Source organism: Stenotrophomonas sp. (genome assembly GCF_035634915.1).
Lineage (GTDB): Bacteria > Pseudomonadota > Gammaproteobacteria > Xanthomonadales > Xanthomonadaceae > Stenotrophomonas.
In genome coordinates this window covers 235,184-254,818 of the sequence record NZ_DASQCB010000002.1, presented here as the reverse complement: position 1 = coordinate 254,818, position 19,635 = coordinate 235,184, and the positions used below count along the sequence as shown (strand labels likewise).

Here is a 19,635-nt window from a genome sequence, read left to right as displayed (position 1 = left end):
ATGAACCTGCTGCGCCTGATGCCTGCCGTCCTGCTGTGCCTGCCGCTGATCGCCTGTGGCGACACCTCGTCCTCGTCGTCCTCCACTGACACCTCGGCGGGCAAGGCGGTGGCCGAAGCCACCGGCGAGATCGGCAGGACCGTCAAGGAAGCCACCGACAAAGCCCGCGAGGAGATCGCCAAGGGCAACATCAAGATCTCTTCAGACAAGCAGCCCCGTGCCGAGATCACCCCGGATGGCCGCTTCCTGATCGCCGGCAAGGAAGTGGAAACGACCCCGGCACAGCGTCGCCAGCTGCTGGATTACCGTGGCCATATCGCCGGCATCGCCCAGGACGGCATGGAGATCGGCGTGGCCGGTGCCAAGCTCGGTGCCAGCGCCGCCAGCGAAGCGATCAAGGGTGTTTTCAGTGGCGACACCGACGGCATCGAGAAGCGCATCAATGCCGAAGCCGAGAAGATCGAGGTGCAGGCCAAGCAGCTGTGCAACCGGCTGCCGGCGATGCTGGCCAGCCAGCAGGCGTTGGCCCGCGACCTGCCGGCGTTCCAGCCCTACGCGACCATGGACCAGAGCGACATCGACGACTGCGACACCAACAAGGTCGTCAACCGCTGAGCCTGTGACATTTCGCCGCACCTGGCCGGCAACCTGACCCGTTGCCGGCCGCGCCGGGGCGCCCGGGCTTACAATGGCCGCCCCCGATGCACCCGATTGAACCGCCATGAAGAAGCTGTTGCTGCTGCTGGTCGCCCTGCTCTGCCTGGGCCTGGCCGGCTGCGACCAGGACTACCGCAACCACCGCGCCGAGCGCGGCAAGCCCAAGATCTCCGTCAGCGAAAGCATGGTGACCGTGCGCCGCCAGCCGGCGCCGAACATCATCATCCTGCCCGACGGCACGATGAAGATCGACGAGATCCAGATCCCGCTCAACGATGGCCAGCGGCAGATGCTGCAGACCATGTTCGGCAAGCTGCAGGTCCTTCGCCAGAACACCCTGGTCGCCGCCCCGGCCGACCCCGACATGCAGCCGGTGAAGATCCAGCCACCGGAAGGCATGGAGGTGATTCCGCCGGACCTGGTGCAGACCATTCCGGAGTTCAAGGATTACACCGAGACCTTCGGCAACATCGTCGCCGACCGTCGCTGACACGAAAAACGCCGCCCCGAAGGGCGGCGTTTCTCATTTCCGTAGAGTCGAGCCATGCTCGACTGACCGGGTTACGTCGAGCACGGCTCGACGCTACAAGGGACCGATCAGCCGCCGGCGCCACCACCACCGGCCTGGATGCCACCGGCGGTCAGCGCGGTCGGGTCCAGCAGGCGGCGCAGTTCGGCTTCGCCCAGGCCACTGTCTTCCAGCGCCACATCCAGCACCGGGCGCTGTTCCTTGTAGGCACGCTTGGCGATGGCTGCAGCCTTCTCATAGCCGATGATCGGGTTCAGCGCGGTCACCAGGATCGGGTTGCGGGCCAATGCTTCGGCCACACGGTCCTCGCGCACCTTCAGCCCGGCAATGGCACTGTCGGCCAGCAGGGTGGACACGTTGGCCAGCAGGCCGATGCCATCAAGCAGGTTCACCGCAATCAGCGGCAGGGTCACGTTGAGCTGGAAATTACCGGTCTGGCCGGCCACCGTGATCGCCGTGTGGTGACCGATCACCTGCGCGCAGGCCATCACCGTCGCCTCGGGAATGACCGGGTTGACCTTGCCCGGCATGATCGAGCTGCCCGGCTGCAGGGCCGGCAGTTCGATCTCGCCCAGCCCGGCCAGCGGACCGGCATTCATCCAGCGCAGGTCGTTGGCGATCTTGATCAGGGCCACCGCCAGCGCGTTGAGCTGGCCGGACAGTTCCACGGCATCGTCCTGCGATGCCAGGCCTTCGAACTTGTTGTCGGCGCTGTCGAACTTGAACCCGGTCTGCTGCTTGAGGGCCTTGGCCACCTGTGCGCCGAAGCGCGGGTCGGCATTGATGCCGGTGCCGATGGCCGTCCCGCCCAGCGGCAGGCGGCGCACGCGCTTGAGGCTGTCCTCGATGCGCTCCTGCGCCGACGCCAACTGCGCCGACCACGCACCGAACTCCTGTTCGAAGGTCAGCGGCATCGCATCCATCAAGTGGGTGCGGCCGGTCTTGACCACCTTGCGCAGGCTGCGGCCCTTCTTGTCCAGGGTCCTGCGCAGGTGCGCCAGCGCCGGCAGCAGCTGTTCGTGCACGGCCAGCACGGCCGACACGCGCAGCGCGGTCGGGATCACGTCATTGGAACTCTGGCCCTGGTTGACGTGGTCGTTGGGATGCACCGCGGTCTTGCCCGCCTTGCCGGCACGGTTGGCCAAGGTGGCGATCACCTCGTTGGCGTTCATGTTCGACGAGGTGCCCGAGCCGGTCTGGTAGACGTCGATCGGGAAATGCGCGTCCCAGTCACCGGCTGACACTTCGGCGGCGGCCACCTGGATGGCCTTGGCGACGACCTTGGGCAGGTGGCCCAGCTCGGCGTTGACGCCGGCGGCGGCACCCTTCACCAGGCCCAGCGCGCGGATGAAACCGCGCGGCATGCGCTGGCCGGAGACCGGGAAATTCTCGACGGCGCGCTGGGTCTGCGCGCCCCACAGGGCGTCGGCAGGTACCTGCAGCTCGCCCATGCTGTCGTGCTCGATCCGGAACCCGGGCGTCTTGCCCTTGCTTGCAGCTTTGCTCATTGCATCAACTCCGCACTACTTCTGTTGGGGAAAGGGAAGCGGCGGCTGGCAGCGGGTCGCTTCCCGGGGCTGGCGGCTGTGCCAACGATACTCCCTTGCCCGCAGCATGGGATCCCACGGGTGGTCCACACCGTCCGATCGGCGGCGCCGGGCCATGCCCGGCGAGCGCGAAGCGCGGCAGCCCGCAGCGTCGTAGAATATGCCCCCCGCCGCTCGCCCCAGCCCTGCCGACATGTCCGATTACGCCCTGCTCGCCCTGTCCCCGCTCGATGGCCGCTATGCCGGCAAGGTCGACGCCCTGCGCCCGATCTTCTCCGAATACGGCCTGATCAAGGCCCGCATCACGGTCGAAGTCGAGTGGCTGCTGGCGCTGGGCGCCGAGCCGGGCATCGTCGAGCTGGCCGCGTTCTCGGAGGCCGCCACCGCCCGCCTGCGTGCCCTGGCCGCCAACCTCACCCCGGCCCAGGCCGCGCGCGTGAAGGAGATCGAGCGCACCACCAACCATGACGTCAAGGCGGTGGAGTACTTCATCAAGGAACAGCTGAAGGACGACGCCGAGCTGGCCCCGGCCCTGGAATTCGTGCATTTCGCCTGCACCAGCGAGGACATCAACAACCTCAGCTACGGCCTGATGCTGGAACAGGCCCGTCGCGAAGTGCTGCTGCCGAGCCTGGACGGCATCGCCGCCACCCTGCGCATCCTGGCCCACGCCCAGGCCGCACAGCCGATGCTGTCGCGGACCCACGGCCAGACCGCCTCGCCGACCACCCTGGGCAAGGAGCTGGCCAACGTGGTCGCCCGCCTGGAGCGCCAGCGCCGGCAGATCGCCGCGGTCGAGCTGACCGGCAAGATCAACGGTGCGGTGGGCAACTACAACGCCCACGTGGCCAGCTACCCGGCCGTGGACTGGCCGGCCTTCGCCGAACGCTTCGTGACCAGCCTGGGCCTGGTGTTCAACCCGTACACCACGCAGATCGAACCGCACGACAACATCGCCGAGATCGGCGATGCCGCGCGCCGCGCCAACATCATCCTCATCGACCTGGCCCGCGACATCTGGGGCTACATCTCGCTGGGCTACTTCAAGCAGCGCCTGAAGGAAGGCGAAGTCGGTTCGTCGACGATGCCGCACAAGGTCAACCCGATCGATTTCGAGAATGCCGAGGGCAACTTCGGCATCGCCAACGCCCTGTTCGAGCATTTCAGCGCGAAGCTGCCGATCAGCCGCTGGCAGCGTGACCTGACCGATTCGACGGTGCTGCGCGCACTGGGCACCGCCTTCGGCCACGGCCAGGTGGCGCTGGATTCGCTGGCCAAGGGCCTGGGCAAGCTGGAAGTGAACCCGCAGCGCCTGGATGCCGATCTGGACGCGGCCTGGGAAGTGCTGGCCGAGGCCGTGCAGACGGTGATGCGCCGCCATGGCCTGCCCAACCCGTACGAGCAGCTGAAGGCGCTGACCCGTGGCCAGGGCATCACGGCGGAGTCGATGCGGGCGTTCGTGGAAACGCTGGCGCTGCCGGAGGATGCCAAGCAGTCGCTGCGTGAGATGACCCCGGGCAGCTACACGGGTCTGGCTGAGGCACTGGCGAAGAAGATCTAAGGGTTTTTCCTTGCGGCGGCGGCCGCGGGCGCTGCCTGCGGCAGGCTTTACTGCCAGGGCAACGGCAAGGGCAACGTCAAAAGCGGCTCTGGGTTATGCCGCCCCACCCCTGACAGTTTCCCGGTGACGGATGAGTAGATCCACGCCATGCGTGGATGACGTTGTCGGGACGGAATTTGAAAGAGGGACGCGGCTTCGCCGCGTCCCTCTTTGTTTTTGGGCGCTGTTGTAGAGCCGAGCCGATGCTCGGCTGCCTTTCGCATGAACAACGGCACGAGCAAGCGCAGCGCGCGACCCGCGTTGCTTTTGATTTTCTTCTTCCATTCCGTGGCGGGCCGCGCAGGAAACTGTCAGGGGCCGGGTGGGTGGGCTGCGCGGGGGCGTGAGCCGCATGGATGCGGCGACCGAGCTTACATGGACGTACTTGCAGCGTCCCCCGCGCAGCCCACCCGCCCGGCCAAGCGCGGCTTTTGCTTGTGAACCCACACCGCCACGAGGGGCTCCGCCGTTGGCCGGATCCCCCCGCGACAATCCCGCGCACGTGCGCAATGCCCGCGAACGGCGGACAATGGAGATCTCAGGCGGCCCGCCACGCCGCCCCTCCCGCTTTCCGCTGCAAGGAATCCCCCATGGCCGCCCGCAAGTCCTCCGCCCCCCTGATCGAAGTCACCGCCCGCCCCGGCAAGCCGCTGGGCATGGCCCCGGCCACCTTCCTGCGCGACTTCTGGCAGAAGCGCCCGCTGCTGATCCGCAACGCCTTCCCCGATTTCCAGACCCCGGTGCAGCCGGAAGACCTGGCCGGGCTGGCCTGCGAGGAAGGCGTGCTGGCGCGCCTGATCCAGCACGACAAGGCGCAGGATGGCTGGCGCGTGCGCAGCGGTCCGTTCCAGGAAGACGTGTTCCCCGCCCTGCCCGACCATGACTGGACCCTGCTGGTGCAGGACGTCGACAAGTGGGACCCGGACGTGCGCGCCCTGATCGAACACTTCAGCTTCCTGCCGCGCTGGCGCATGGATGACGTGATGATCAGCTTCGCCGCCACCGGTGGCTCGGTCGGTGCCCACGTCGACCAGTACGACGTGTTCCTGCTGCAGGCCCACGGCCACCGCCGCTGGCAGATCGATGCCAGCGAATCGATCAAGGGCAAGCGCCCGCCGCTGGGCTTCCGCCCGGATGTGGAACTGAAGCTGCTGCAGGTGTTCAAGCCCACCCACGACTGGGTGCTGGCGCCGGGCGACATGCTGTACCTGCCGCCGAACGTGCCGCACCACGGCGTGGCCGAAGATCCCTGCCTGACCTTCTCCTTCGGCATGCGCGCGCCGGCCTCGGCCGAGCTGATCAGCGACTACCTGGACACCCTCATCGCCGATGCCGACGAGAACATCCGCTACCAGGACCCCGACCTGAAGGTGCCGGCCGACCCGAACGAAATCGATACGGTGGCGATGGCGCGCGTGATCACCGCGCTCAACGCCATCCGCATGAACGACCCCGACAAGCTGGGCGACTGGTTCGGCCGTTTCATCACCACCTACCGCGCGGCGGGCGAAGTGATGGCCCACCAGGCCGCACCGGCACCGGAAGAAGTGGTGCAGGCGCTGGCCTCGGGCCTGCTGCTGCAGCGCCACCCGTGGGCACGCCTGGCCTGGCGCCGGGCCAAGCGCGGCGCCAGCCTGTATGTCAGTGGCCAGGATTTCGCCCTGCCGGTGAAGGACGCGCAGCGTCTGGCCGGTGCCGAGCAGCTCGACGCAGCGGCCTACCGTGGCCTGTCCGACAAGGGCCGCGCGGTGCTGCAGCAGCTGCTGGTCGGCGGCGTGTTCCAGCTGATCGACCCGAACGAGGTCTTCGACGCCGAGGACGAGGACGAAGGCGAGGACGCCGCGGTGCTGGGCGAAGTGGTCGAAGGCCACGACCAGGTGGCCGAACTTGACGACGAAGTGGTGTCCGACGACGTGCACACCGTGACCGTGCACGACGACGGCATCGAGGTCATCGTCAACTTCGAAGACCACGACGAAGACGACAGCGACACCGGTCGCGCCTGAGCCATGGCAACGATCCGGGTCCAGCAGGTCAGCCACGCCGATGCCCACGTCGCCATCCATGACGTGCGGCAGCGGGTGTTCGTGCAGGAACAGGGCATCGCCGCCGAACTGGAGCGTGATGCACTGGACCCGGTCTGCGCGCACGTGCTTGCGCTGGATGCCGATGGCCAGCCGGTCGGCACCGGGCGCCTGGCCCCGGATGGCCGGATCGGCCGCATGGCGGTGCTGGCCAGCCAGCGCAGCCAGGGCGTGGGCGAGGCCCTGCTGGAGGCCCTGGTGCAGGCCGGGCGCCAGCTCGGCCTGGCCGAGGTGCACCTGCATGCACAGCTGCCTGCGCGGGATTTCTATGCCCGCCAGGGCTTCCTGCCCGAGGGCGAGGTGTTCGAGGAGGCCGGCATCGGTCACCAGCAGATGCGCCGCCGGCTGGGCGTGGCCAGCGCCATCGACAGCCGCGCCGAGGCCGTGGCCATCACCACCGCCATCATCCACCGCGCCCGCCGCCAGCTGTGGCTGCACAGCCGCCAGCTCGACCCCGGCCTGCTGGATGCCGCGCCGGTGCAGGCGGCCCTGCGCCGCTTCGTCACCGCCCGCCACGACAAGCAGCTGCGGGGGATCGTGCACGATGCGGCCGCGATTGCGGCTGCCGGTCCCCCGCTGCTGGCCCTGGCCCAGCGCCTGCCCAGCGTGATCCAGTTCCGCGAAGTGAGCGATCCCATCGACCGTGCGCTGGCCTCGGCATGCCTGGTCAACGATGCGGGCGACTTCTACTTTCGTCTCATCGGCCATCGCCTCGACGGCGAGGCCGGCATTGCGCTGGCGGCACGTTCGCAGCCGTTCGAGCAGCAATTGCAGCGCATCTGGGACCGTTCGCGCGATTGCAGCGAACTGCGCGCGCTCGGCATCTGAGCGCGCTGTCCCGGACAAACCTGTCTGGGAGCGACATCGGGGGGCGTGCAATGCCGCTGGCGGTGCCCCTTCGTGTCCGGATGGGGGTACAATTTGGCCGTTTGAACGCGCCCGTGCAGGGCTATTCATCTTCCTGCAGGGTCCTTCTGAAGCCATACCCCACAAAGCGAATCAACACCCTCCATCGTGGACAATCAACTGAAGCAGTTTGCGCAATCTTCGCAACTCGCCGGCGGCAACGCCTCCTATGTCGAGGACCTGTACGAGCAGTACCTGGTCTCCCCGGATAGTGTCGATCCCAAATGGAAAACCTACTTCGACGGCTTCAAGGGCCGCGAAGCAGGTGACATTCCGCACTCGGCCGTCATCTCCCACATCGCGGACGCGGCCAAGGATGCGCTGAAAGCCGGCACCGGTTCCGGTGCGGGCGACGAGCGTGAGCGCAATGTCGGTCGTCTGATCACCGCCTACCGTTCGCGCGGCCATCTCGATGCGCGCCTGGACCCGCTGGGCCTGACCACCCCGGTCAACACCCCGGACCTGGGCCTGCCGTTCCACAGCCTGTCCGACGGCGATCTCAACAGCGAGTTCAGCACCGGCGGCGTCGGCGGCCAGCCGCGCATGAAGCTGCGTGACCTGCTGGCGCGCCTGAAGGCGACCTACACCGGCTCGATCGGTGCAGAGTTCATGCACATCGCCGAAGTCGAGCAGCGCCAGTGGATCTACAAGAAGCTGGAACTGGCCGGTGGCAACTACCAGCTGGACGCTGACACCCAGCGCCGCACGCTGGAGCGCCTGACCGCCGCCGAAGGCCTCGAGCGTTACCTGCACACCAAGTACGTCGGCCAGAAGCGCTTCTCGCTGGAAGGCGGCGACTCGCTGATCCCGATGATGGACACCATCATCCGCAGCGCCGGCAAGGACGGCGTCAAGGACGTGGTCGTCGGCATGGCCCACCGTGGCCGCCTGAACGTGCTGGTCAACACCCTGGGCAAGAACCCGCGCAAGCTGTTCGACGAGTTCGAAGGCAAGTTCGAGCACGACGAGCACGCCTCGGCCGGCGACGTGAAGTACCACATGGGCTTCTCCGCCGACGTGGCCACCGAAGGTGGCCCGGTGCATCTGGCGCTGGCGTTCAACCCGTCGCACCTGGAAATCGCCGACCCGGTCGTGGCCGGTTCCGTGCGTTCGCGCCAGGAGCGCCGCAAGGACACCGCCCGCAAGCAGGTCATGCCGATCCTCATCCACGGCGACGCGGCCTTCTCCGGCCAGGGCGTGGTCATGGAGCTGTTCCAGATGTCGCAGGCCCGCGGCTTCGCCGTCGGCGGCACCGTGCACATCGTGGTCAACAACCAGGTCGGCTTCACCACCTCCAACCCGCTGGATACGCGCTCCACGCGCTACGCCACCGACGTGGCGAAGATGATCGCCGCCCCGGTGCTGCACGTGAACGGCGATGATCCGGAGGCGGTCGTGTTCGCCGCGCAGCTGGCCTTCGAGTTCCGCCAGAAGTTCGCCAAGGACGTGGTCATCGACCTGATGTGCTACCGCCGTTGGGGCCACAACGAGGCCGACGAACCGGCAATCACCCAGCCGCTGATGTACCAGGTGATCCGCAAGCACCCGACCACCCGCGAGCTGTATGCCGAGCAGCTGGAAAAGGCAGGCGTGATCGCCGCCGGCGCCGGCAAGGCGATGGTCGATGCGTACCGCGACAAGCTGGACGGTGGCGAAGTGACCACCGAGCTGGCCAAGGTCGAGAAGACCCCGCCGACCAGCCCGCTGTTCGTCGATTGGCCCAAGCTGCTGGAAGGCAAGCTGTCCGATGAGATCTCCACCAAGGTGGACAAGGACAAGCTGGTCGAACTGGCCAAGCTGATCAACACCGTGCCGGAAGAAGTGCAGCTGCACTCGCGCGTGTCGAAGGTGTACGACGACCGCCGCAGGATGGCCGCTGGCGAGATCCCGGGCGACTGGGGCTTTGCCGAGAACCTGGCCTACGCCACCCTGCTGGACGAGGGCAATGCCCTGCGCCTGGTCGGCCAGGACGTCGGCCGCGGTACCTTCACCCACCGCCACGCGATCCTGCACGACCAGAAGACCGACAACTACTACCTGCCGCTGCGGCAGCTGGTGGATTCGCCGGAGAAGGCCACCATCATCGATTCGCTGCTGAGCGAAGAAGCCGTGATGGCCTACGAGTACGGTTTCTCGACCACCGATCCCAACACCCTGTGCATCTGGGAAGGCCAGTTCGGCGACTTCGCCAACGGTGCCCAGGTGGTGATCGACCAGTTCATCGCCGCCGGCGAAGCCAAGTGGGGCCGCATTTCCGGCCTGACCCTGCTGCTGCCGCACGGTTATGAAGGTCAGGGCCCGGAACACAGCTCGGCGCGCCTTGAGCGCTTCCTGCAGCTGTGCGCGCTGGAAAACATGCTGGTCGTGGTGCCGTCCACCCCGGCGCAGGCCTTCCACATGCTGCGTCGCCAGCTGCACCTGACCACCCGCAAGCCGCTGGTGGTGATGTCGCCCAAGTCGCTGCTGCGCCACAAGCTGGCCGTGTCGACCCTGGACGAACTGGCCAACGGCGAGTTCCAGCACCTGATCGGCGATGCCAATGCCGATGCCAAGAAGGTCAAGCGCGTGGTGCTGTGCTCGGGCAAGGTCTACTACGACCTGCTGGAAGACCAGACCAAGCGTGGCCAGGACGACGTGGCGATCATCCGCGTGGAACAGCTGTACCCGTTCCCGCGTGCGCTGCTGGCTGCCGAACTGAAGAAGTACGGCAAGGCCACCGACGTGGTGTGGACGCAGGAAGAACCGCAGAACCAGGGTGCGTGGTACCAGATCCGCCACCACCTGCAGTTCTGCCTGGCCGATGGCCAGAACCTGCACTACGCCGGTCGCGCACGCTCGGCTTCGCCGGCTGCCGGCCACATGGCTGACCACGTCCGCGAACAGCAGCAGCTGATCGCCGATGCACTGGTCAACCCGTTCAACGACACGTTCGCTGAATAATTCCTCCCCCTATTTAGAAGACAAACCAGGAAGCTCCCGCAATGGCCACCGAAGTCAAAGCCCCGGTACTGCCCGAATCCGTCGCCGACGGCACCATCGCCACCTGGCACAAGAAGGTGGGCGACGCCGTCAAGCGCGACGAAAACCTGCTTGACCTGGAAACCGACAAGGTCGTCCTGGAAGTGCCGTCGCCGGTCGATGGCGTGATCAAGGAAATCAAGTTCAAGGAAGGCGACACCGTCACTTCCAGCCAGGTCGTGGCGATCATCGAGGAAGGCGCCGTGGCTGCTGCCCCGGCTCCGGCCGCTGAAGCCGCTCCGGCGGCCGCCGCTGCACCGGCCGCTGCCGCTCCGGCCGCTGCCGCTGCGCCGGCCCCGGCTGCCAAGTCGGCCGCCGATTCGCTGCCGCCGGGCGCCCGCTTCACCGCCATCACCGAAGGCGTGAACCCGGCCGACGTCGACGGCACCGGCCGCCGCGGTGCGGTCACCAAGGAAGACATCGTCAACTTCGCCCGCAACGGCGGCGCCGGCAAGGCCGGTGGCGCACGTCCGGAAGAACGCGTGCCGATGACCCGCATCCGCAAGCGCATCGCCGAGCGCCTGATGGAGTCGAAGAATTCCACCGCCATGCTGACCACCTTCAACGAAGTCGACCTGTCCAAGGTGTCGGCGGCGCGCAAGGAACTGCAGGACGAGTTCGTCAAGGCCCACGGCATCAAGCTGGGCTTCATGAGCTTCTTCGTGAAGGCCGCCGCCAACGCCCTGCAGCGCTTCCCGCTGGTCAACGCCTCGATCGACGGCGACGACATCATCTACCACGGCTACTCGGACATCTCGATTGCCGTGTCCACCGAGAAGGGCCTGGTCACCCCGGTCCTGCGCAACGTCGAGCGCATGTCGTTCGCCGACATCGAAAAGACCATTGCCGACTACGCCAAGAAGGCGCGTGACGGCAAGCTGGGCCTGGACGAACTGCAGGGCGGCACCTTCACCGTGACCAACGGCGGCACCTTCGGTTCGCTGCTGTCGACTCCGATCATCAACCCGCCGCAGAGCGCCATCCTGGGCATGCACGCCATCAAGGAGCGTCCGATCGCCCAGAACGGCCAGGTCGTGATCGCGCCGATGATGTACCTGGCCCTGTCCTACGACCATCGCATCATCGATGGCAAGGACTCGGTGCAGTTCCTGGTGGACATCAAGAACCAGCTGGAAAACCCGGGCCGCATGCTGTTCGGCCTGTAAGAGACCTCCCGCCCCTCCGCGCCTGCGCGGAGGGGTTCTGGTATAGCAACAAGGACTATTTCAATGGCTGAACAATTCGACGTCGTCGTCATCGGTGCCGGCCCGGCCGGTTACCACGCTGCCATCCGCGCGGCACAGCTGGGCCTGAAGACCGCCTGCATCGACGCAGCGCTGGGCAAGGACGGCAAGCCGGCCCTGGGCGGCACCTGCCTCCGCGTGGGCTGCATCCCGTCCAAGGCGCTGCTGGATTCCTCGCGCCAGTTCTGGAACATGGGCCACATCTTTGGCGACCACGGCATCAGCTTCAAGGATGCCAAGATCGACGTCGAAGCGATGGTTGGCCGCAAGGACAAGATCGTCAAGCAGTTCACCGGCGGCATCGGCATGCTGTTCAAGGCCAACAAGGTCGCCGCCTACTACGGTTTCGGTGAACTGCAGCCGGGCAACGTGGTGAAGGTGAAGCAGCACGACGGTTCGGAAGTCGAGCTGAAGGGCACCAACGTCATCATCGCCGCCGGTTCGGATTCGATTGAACTGCCGTTCGCCAAGTTCGACGGCGACACCATCGTCGACAACGTCGGCGGCCTGGACTTCACCGAAGTGCCGAACCGCCTGGCCGTGATCGGCGCCGGCGTGATCGGCCTGGAACTGGGCAGCGTGTGGAAGCGCCTGGGTGCTGAAGTCACCATCCTGGAAGCACTGCCGGAGTTCCTGGCCGTGGCCGACGCCGAAGTGGCCAAGACCGCTGCCAAGGAATTCAAGAAGCAGGGCCTGGACATCCGCCTCGGTGCCAAGGTCTCCAAGACCGAGATCACCGGCAAGGGCAAGAAGAAGGAAGTCGTTGTCACCTACACCGACAGCGAAGGCGAGAAGACCCTGACCGTGGACAAGCTGCTGGTGGCCGTCGGCCGTCGCGCCGCCACCAAGGGCCTGCTGGCTGAAGGCACCGGCGTCAAGGTCAACGAGCGTGGCCAGATCGAAGTCGACGCGCACTGCCACACCGGCGTCAACGGTGTCTGGGCGGTCGGTGACTGCGTGCGCGGCCCGATGCTGGCACACAAGGGCTTCGAGGAAGGCATCGCGGTTGCCGAACTGATCGCAGGCCTGCCGGGCCACGTCAACTTCGACACCATCCCGTGGGTCATCTACACCGAGCCGGAACTGGCATGGGTCGGCAAGACCGAGGCCCAGCTGAAGGCTGAAGGCATTCCGTACAAGGCCGGCAGCTTCCCGTTCGCCGCCAACGGTCGCGCCGTGGCGATGATCGAGCCGGCAGGCTTCGTGAAGATCCTGGCCCACGCCGAGACCGATCGCATCCTCGGCATGCACCTGGTCGGCGCCAATGTCTCCGAGCTGGTGCACGAAGGTGTGCTGACCATGGAGTTCAGCGGTTCGGCCGATGACCTGGCCCGCATCTGCCACGCCCACCCGTCGCTGTCGGAAGTGATCCACGACGCGGCGATGGCAGTGAGCAAGCGCGCCATCCACAAGGCGAACTGACCGTTAGCTGGTAGTGCCGGCCGCTGGCCGGCATCACCCGGATACAGGAAACCCCGCTTCGGCGGGGTTTTTTGTCTGTGCGGCAAGGTCAGCTCAACAACGTTGCAGCGCCATCAGGATCTACGACCGAGAGTGAACCGCGCCGTTGTAGAGCCGAGCCCACGCTCGGCTGGCCCGTGCAGGAAGCAGCCGAGCATGGGCCCGGCTCTACAAGAGCTGGCCGCCTGATACGGGGCGAGCACAGGCTCGGCACTACACCTTTCCATTCCGTTTCTTCGGCGGTTCATCGCACAGCGTGTGTTTGACCACGGTGTCACCCACTTTCCACTCCTTCACCACCCGGCAACGCTGCTTGGCACCGCCTGCCTCCGAAGCCTTCGCCGCGGCCGCATCCGCCTCATCGGCCCCCGCCACCTGCTGGCGCTCCAGCCACGCCGAAGACGGTGTCGGCACCGCTGCCGGCGGTTCGGCCAGCGCCGGGCCCGCCAGCAGGGCAAGCCCGACCATCAGCAGCGTCCTCATGCGACCGCCGCGCGACCGCCCAGCAACCGTGCCGGCAGCATGAACAGCGCGCGCAGGAAGGCGAACAGGGCCGAGAACGTGACGCCGACCAGTCGGAACGGCAGGCTCAACAGCCACACGAACGGCCAGGCGACCAGCGCCAGCAGCGCCAACGGCCAGCACAGCACGAACAGCAGGCACCACACGCCCAACGCGAACAGGGTCTTCATGACGGTCTCCTTGGGCGGCACCCTGCCGCCAGTGACCACCGTGCCGCGCACGCGCGGCCGCCGCAAACGGATTGCGACGAAACCGGGATGGGGGCGATGAAACCCGGGAAAGCCGCCGGGCATGGCCCGGCGCTACCTGTGGCCCGGCCGCGCGGGCGGGCTCAGCGGCCGCCGTTGCTCAGGCGCAGGCCGACACTGCTGGAACGATCACTGCCGCGCGCCTGTTCATGGCCCAGCAGCAGCGAGAGGATCCAGCCGCGGGCGACGGACACGTCCACACCGGCCGACAGCGACAGCAGATCGTCGTTGTAGCTGCGCATCGCCAGGCGGTAGTCCTGCGGCCGCGCCCACTCTGCGTAGTTCAACGTCGCTTCGCCACGATCCTGCAGGGCCTGCCGGTACTCGATGCTCCAGAACGGGCGCAGGCGTGCCTTGGCCGTCTCGACCGCGCTGCCTTCCAGGCCGAACGCCAGCGCACGGCTGTCGACAACGTGGCGGCCGTAGGCCAGATCCAGTTCACCCAGCCCATGCTCCCGATAGGCATCCAGCGTGCTGCGGCTGCCATCCACCCGTGCGTAGCCGCTCATGCGCATGCCCGACAGCACCTGCTCATAGCCCAGCGCCAGCGAACCGAACCACTGCGAGCCCTCGCGACGGGCCACCGCGATCGCACCGGCATCGCGGCTCCAGCGCTGCAGGTCGAAGCGCAGGTCGCCGGTGGCCAGCACCGCATCGACGAACACGTGTTCGTTGCCGCGCCACAGGCCATACAGCGCCAGCGAACGCTGGTCAGCCTGCAGGCGGGTGCGTGTATCATCCTGCTCGCTGTCGTTGCGGCCGATGCTGCCGGCCACACCCCACAGCGCGCTGTCGCCGAGGCGACGATCCACGCCCACGGTCAGGCCGTCGCTTCGCAGGTCGTACCGCCCTGCCCCGGTCGGGCCACCCCGGCCGTAGGTGGCCGAGCCCGAGGCCCAGGTGCCCCAGCCCGCCGGCAACAGCGCGCCATCGTGCGGCATTGCCTGACCCAGCGGCAGCAACGCCGCGTCCGGTCCACGCGCGCCGGTCGACACCGACAGCGTATTGCTGTCCGCGTTGCCGCCGGAGCGCACCTGGCGCAGGCGCTCGCGGATGTTGGCCTGTTGCGCGTTGGCGAAACGCACGCTGGCATCCACCTGCGCCTGCAGCAGCCCGGTCACGCCCGGATCGCGGGTCGGGTCCGGGCGCACGTTCACCACCAGCGCCAGCTCGACACTGGCCGCGGCATAGTTGCCCGCAGCCGCCTGTTCGGCGGTGATCACCGCGCGACCCTCGCCATGCACATGAACGGTACGGCCCTCGATGCTGGCCACCGCCGTATTGCTGCTGCGGAAACTGAAGGCGCCGGGGCTGGCACTGGTCGGCAGCGGCAGTTCGAAGCTGCCCTGTTCCAGCAGCCGCTGCAGATCCGCACTCCATGCCAGGGACGGCACCGCCACGGCGATCTCGACGACGTATTGCAGCTGTGGCGCGGCCTCGTGGTTGGCGTCACCGTCCTGGTCCACGGTCAGCACGCAGCGCCCCGCTGCCAGCATGGCCACGCGGGTGCCACTGACGCTGCAGACGGTGGGGCTGCTGCTGGCAAAACGCAGCGGCTGCCCCGACGCGCCCCCCTGTGCGGCAACCTCGAAGCTGCCGCCCTCGCTGTAGACCGGCGTTGCCGGGTTCACGATGATGCCGGTGATGGCCTGTGCAGCCTGCGCGATCTTCAGCTGGTAGCGCGCCACGCCACTGAAGCCGTACGCATCGCTGACCTCCACGTCGAAATCGAACACCCCGGCGACCGTTGCCACGCCCTGCAGCTGACCGTCACTCGACAGCAGCACGCCCTGCGGCAGTGCCCCGGCCATCAGCCGGAAGACATACGGCGCAGTGCCGCCGCGCGCCTGCAGGCGCAGATTGACCGGACCGGCCTGGGTGGCCGTCGGCAGCGGCGCTTCGTCTTCCTCGATCTGCGGTGCGGCCACATCCAGCACGAACGTGCGGCGCGCACGGAAGGGACCATCGCCGGTACTGCTGTCGGTTACCTCGACCTCGATGTCGAAACGACCTGCGGCCACCGGCGTACCGGCCAGGCGCCCGCTGCGGTCCAGGCTGACGCCGGTCGGCAGACGGCCGGCGACGATGGCGTAGGTGTAGGGCGCGACGCCACCGCTGCTGGACAGCTGCGAGGCCAGCGCGGTGCCCGCCACGCCCTGCGGCAGCGCGGCCGACTGCAGCACCACGGTCGGGGTGCCGATGGTGATGGTGATCGTGGCCGGTGCCGACGTACGGAAGGCATCGCTGACGGTGTAGGTGATGCGGTCGGTGCCGGCAAAGCCTGCGGCTGCGGTATAGCGCAGCGTTGTGCCCTGCACGTCCACCTGGCCATGCTGCGGCGCTGCTGCCAGCTGCACGCGCTCGGCCACGCCAGTCACCGACAGCGGCAGCACGATGTCCGCTGCGCCGTAGGGCACGGCAATCGTGGAATCAGCCACCGATAGCTCAGGCAGCGGCACCACGGCAGCCGAGGCGGCCGAGGCCATGCCGTTGCCGTATTCGCTGCGCGCAGCCACCACGAAGCGATAGGCGGTGCCGTTGACCAGGCCGCGCACGGTGATCGGCGATGCCATTCCGGTTGTGGTAACGCCACCCGGCTGCGCGGTCACCATGTAATCGATGATGCTGCCGCTGCCGGATTGCGGCGCGTCGAAGTACACCTGCACCTGGCCATCGCCGGCCACACCACGTACACCGGTGACGACCGAAGGCAGATCGACACCGACGCGTACCCCGGCCGTCGCACCGACATGGACCAGCGCGGTGCGAGCCTCCGTGCCCTGGCCGTTGCGCAGGCTGCCAGCGGCGGCCTGCAGCGATTCCACCTCGATGCCATCCTCGTCCCGGTCATCCGCCAGCACGGTGTACTGGAAGCGCAGGACGCTGCCCTGCCCCTCCGTGACCTGGGAGGTGAGCAGTGCGACGCGATGCAGGTTGCCGATACGCAGCAGCAGCTGCGGCGCCACGCCGACCTGCAGGACCTGGTCGAACTGCACGGCGAAGGACATCACCTGCCCCGCCAGGTAGCGGCCTTCGGCCGGCACCTGCACCCCGGTCACCACGGGCGCGTCCTGCACGATGAGGGCATCGGACGGCAGCGATGCCGGGCCGGCACCGGCACTGTTGAAGGCCGTCACCACGAAACGATGCGCAACACCGGGCGGAAGGCCATCGATGCGCAGCGGACTGCCGCTACCTCGCACGATCTGGCCACCCGGCAAGGCCTGCAGCTGGTAGCTTTCCACCGCACTACCGCCGTCGAATGCCGGCGCCTCGAAACCCACGTCCACGCGCCCCGCCGCCAGCACGACCGAGGTGATGCGCGGCGCGCCCGGCACCACCGCCAGCACCGCGAAGGAGCGGCTGGCACGCGGTGCGGCCTGGGTCGCGGCATCACCCGGCTGGTCAGCATCGATGCTGCAGGTACCGACCGCGAGCAGCGTCACCCGGCCATCGGCGGCCACGCTGCAGACCTGCGGGGTGCGGCTGGCCAGAGACACCGGCAGACCGCTGCTGGCGCTGGCCAGTACCTGCGGCGTGCTGCCGAAGGGCTGCGCGTCCAGCGCTTCGAACGTGATCAGCTGCTGCGCCATCGGCACCACGGCGTCCGATGCGATGGAGGCGGCGCCCAGTCCCGCCTGCGTACGGGCGGTGACCGTGAAGCGATACGCGGTGCCATTCTGAAGGCCGCTGAACACGGCGGGCGAACCGGCCGCCTGCTGCTGCAATCCACCCGGCTGGGCGGTCAACAGGTAGTCCAGCACCGGGCTGCCACCGTCCTGCGCAGGCGCGGCGAACTGCAGCGTGGCCGCGCCATCGCCTGCAACCACACCGATGATCGACGGCGCGCCGGCCGGCTGGGCACCGACGACAATACCGTCGGTGGCGCCCACGCCCACCAGGGTCAACACCGCATCGACAGCCTCATTGCTGCGGATGCTGCCACCGGCCAACTGCAGGCCGTCGATGCCGATGCCATCTTCATCGCTCTGGCCGGGCAGCACGGTATAGCTGAAGAGCAGCTGGTTGCTGCCCGAGCCCGAGCGGTAGTGGGCAACCACGCGCTGGCCGCCGATGGACAGCAGCAGCTCCGGCACCCCCTGCACGCTCACTGCCTGGTCCAACGTCAGCTGGAAATCAAGCGTCGCGCCTGCCAGATAGCGACCGGCAGGCGGTACCTGCAGGCCGGTCACGCGCGGCACGGCCGGCATCGTCACCGGGTCGGAGCCGGCAGAGAACGCACCCGGTCCCGTCGCGGTACGCGCACGCACGGCGAAGGTATAGGTCTCGCCGGCACGCAGTCGGTTCACCCGCACGGGGCTGGATCCACCCGTGACCACCGCGCGCGTCGGCAATGTCAGCACTTCATAGCTGGTGATGCTGCTGCCACCATCACTGGCGGGCGCATCGAAGTAGACGTCGACGCTGGTCGCGCCGATGCGTTCGACGCGAAGCAGGGTCGGCGCAGATGCCTGGGCAGCCACGACGCTGAAACTGCGCTCCACCGGCTGCGCGGCCCGCGTACCCGCGTTGCCGGGCTGCAGCGCGCGCACCGTGCAGGTGCCCAGCGCGGACAGGCGCAGGCTGCTGGCGCTTTCCAGCGCACAGGTCAGCGGGGTCAGGCTTTCAAACCCCACGGCCAGACCGCTGCTGGCCGTGGCATCCAGTGCCAGCAACGACCCGAGCGGCTGGTCGCCCGGCGCGTCGAACTGGATCGTCTGCGCGCTCATCGGCGTAACCGGCGCACTCGGCTGCGACGGCGCGCTGCCGTGGCTGCCGTTGTAGGCCATGACCTGGAACTGCACGGGCGTGCCATTGGCCAGCCCCATGACCGTGATCGGCGACTGCGTGCCGAAAACCAGTTCCCCTGTGGATGCCAACACGGCGTACTGCGTGACGGGCGCGCCGCCGGTCTGCGCAGGCGCAGTAAAACTCACTTCCACCTGGCCATCACCGGCAACGGCCATCACCCCGGTGGGCGCATCGGGTGCGATGGCCGCGATGTTGCCAGAGAGCGGCTCGTGGGCGCTGGCGTTCGTCGCGTCGGTGACCTGTACGGTGACGCCGAAGGGGCCAGCGAACTGCGGCGTGCCATGCAGCCGACCATCGGTGTCCAGCAGCAGCCCGGCCGGCAGCGTGCCCTCACGGATACTGAAGCTGTACGGCACAGTGCCGCCGCTGGCGGTGAGATTGACATTCACCGCGGTGCCCACGGTGAACTGCTGCTGCGCCGGCGGCGCCAACTGCAGCGGTTGCGCGACGGCGGAGATGCAGCGGATCTGGACCGGGCTGATGTAATTTCCCGTGGAGATCCGCATGTACAGGCCGTAGGTCACCAGGAAGCTGCTGGCAACCGTTGCGGCATGCGGTCCCGCAGAACCGGTATGGCTGCGGTAATCGTAGGCCACCTGGGAGAAATTCTGGGCGCGCAGGTTGACCATTTCGGCCGACGGCGCCGAACCACCGATGCCCGCACCACTGTCGGTAAAGCTGAGTTCCAGCGATTCGCCTGCCAGAAATACGCCTGGCGCAACCGTCCGGGTATCGCTGGTCGTGGTACCCAGCGCATTGATTGCATCGCAGGCCGCCGACGCCGCCTGTGCCACCCCCGCACCTGCCAGCAACTGCAACAGCACCACGCACATCCAGACGACGCCGCGTCCCAGCCCACTCTTCCCTGCTACCGCCGACATCGATCCGTTCCCCATGAATGAAGGGGGCGCACGCGCCGCGCCATCGCCGCGCGTGCAGCAATGGGTCATGGACGGTGGTGTTTCCCCCTGGTACCGGTGCGGTAACGGCAGGTCACAGGGGAACTT

General features: G+C 67.6%; 12 protein-coding genes. 8 read left to right on the top strand and 4 right to left on the bottom strand.

The features are described from left to right. A complete protein-coding gene (locus VER16_RS02415; protein ID WP_324805281.1) occupies nt 1–615 on the top strand; it encodes a hypothetical protein in 615 nt (204 codons plus the stop codon). A 106-nt stretch (nt 616–721) separates the two neighbouring features. Then, nucleotides 722–1,147: a hypothetical protein gene (locus VER16_RS02410; protein WP_324805280.1), complete on the top strand. Its 426-nt coding sequence runs from the start codon at nt 722–724 to the stop codon at nt 1,145–1,147. A 107-nt stretch (nt 1,148–1,254) separates the two neighbouring features. Here the strand turns inward: VER16_RS02410 and VER16_RS02405 are convergent, their stop codons facing one another. Further along, entirely contained in the window at nt 1,255–2,694 is a 1,440-nt protein-coding gene (locus tag VER16_RS02405) for a class II fumarate hydratase (RefSeq protein ID WP_324805279.1), read from the bottom strand. A 232-nt stretch (nt 2,695–2,926) separates the two neighbouring features. Between VER16_RS02405 and purB the strand changes: the two genes are divergently transcribed. The 6 genes from purB to lpdA all read left to right on the top strand — a co-directional run bounded on the left by purB (nt 2,927) and on the right by lpdA (nt 13,007). Continuing rightward, complete coding sequence (purB, locus tag VER16_RS02400; protein WP_324805278.1) at nt 2,927–4,294, top strand: adenylosuccinate lyase; 1,368 nt, start codon at nt 2,927–2,929, stop codon at nt 4,292–4,294. Nucleotides 4,295–4,923: 629 nt separating this feature from the next. Continuing rightward, the gene (locus VER16_RS02395; protein ID WP_324805277.1) at nt 4,924–6,339 is read left to right on the top strand and encodes a cupin domain-containing protein; all 1,416 of its coding nucleotides are present in this window, start codon (nt 4,924–4,926) and stop codon (nt 6,337–6,339) included. Nucleotides 6,340–6,342: 3 nt separating this feature from the next. Then, nucleotides 6,343–7,245 (top strand): GNAT family N-acetyltransferase, encoded by a 903-nt coding sequence (locus tag VER16_RS02390; RefSeq protein ID WP_324805276.1) that lies wholly within the window; start codon nt 6,343–6,345, stop codon nt 7,243–7,245. Between the two features lie 186 nt (nt 7,246–7,431). Then, nucleotides 7,432–10,263, top strand: a complete 2,832-nt coding sequence (locus VER16_RS02385) for a 2-oxoglutarate dehydrogenase E1 component (RefSeq protein WP_324805275.1) — start codon at nt 7,432–7,434, stop codon at nt 10,261–10,263. Between the two features lie 41 nt (nt 10,264–10,304). Next, nucleotides 10,305–11,507: a dihydrolipoyllysine-residue succinyltransferase gene (sucB, locus tag VER16_RS02380; RefSeq protein WP_108750050.1), complete on the top strand. Its 1,203-nt coding sequence runs from the start codon at nt 10,305–10,307 to the stop codon at nt 11,505–11,507. Between the two features lie 63 nt (nt 11,508–11,570). Beyond that, nucleotides 11,571–13,007, top strand: coding sequence for a dihydrolipoyl dehydrogenase (gene lpdA / locus VER16_RS02375; RefSeq protein WP_324805274.1), 1,437 nt, complete (start codon nt 11,571–11,573; stop codon nt 13,005–13,007). Nucleotides 13,008–13,259: 252 nt separating this feature from the next. Here the strand turns inward: lpdA and VER16_RS02370 are convergent, their stop codons facing one another. From VER16_RS02370 to VER16_RS02360, 3 genes are all read right to left on the bottom strand, one after another. Beyond that, a complete protein-coding gene (locus tag VER16_RS02370) occupies nt 13,260–13,529 on the bottom strand; it encodes a hypothetical protein (RefSeq protein ID WP_324805273.1) in 270 nt (89 codons plus the stop codon). After that, nucleotides 13,526–13,738 (bottom strand): hypothetical protein, encoded by a 213-nt coding sequence (locus tag VER16_RS02365; protein WP_324805272.1) that lies wholly within the window; start codon nt 13,736–13,738, stop codon nt 13,526–13,528. Before VER16_RS02365 ends, VER16_RS02370 begins: the two co-directional genes overlap by 4 nt. A gap of 161 nt (nt 13,739–13,899) precedes the next feature. After that, nucleotides 13,900–19,452, bottom strand: a complete 5,553-nt coding sequence (locus VER16_RS02360) for a fibronectin type III domain-containing protein (protein ID WP_324805271.1) — start codon at nt 19,450–19,452, stop codon at nt 13,900–13,902. Nucleotides 19,453–19,635 lie beyond the last annotated feature (183 nt).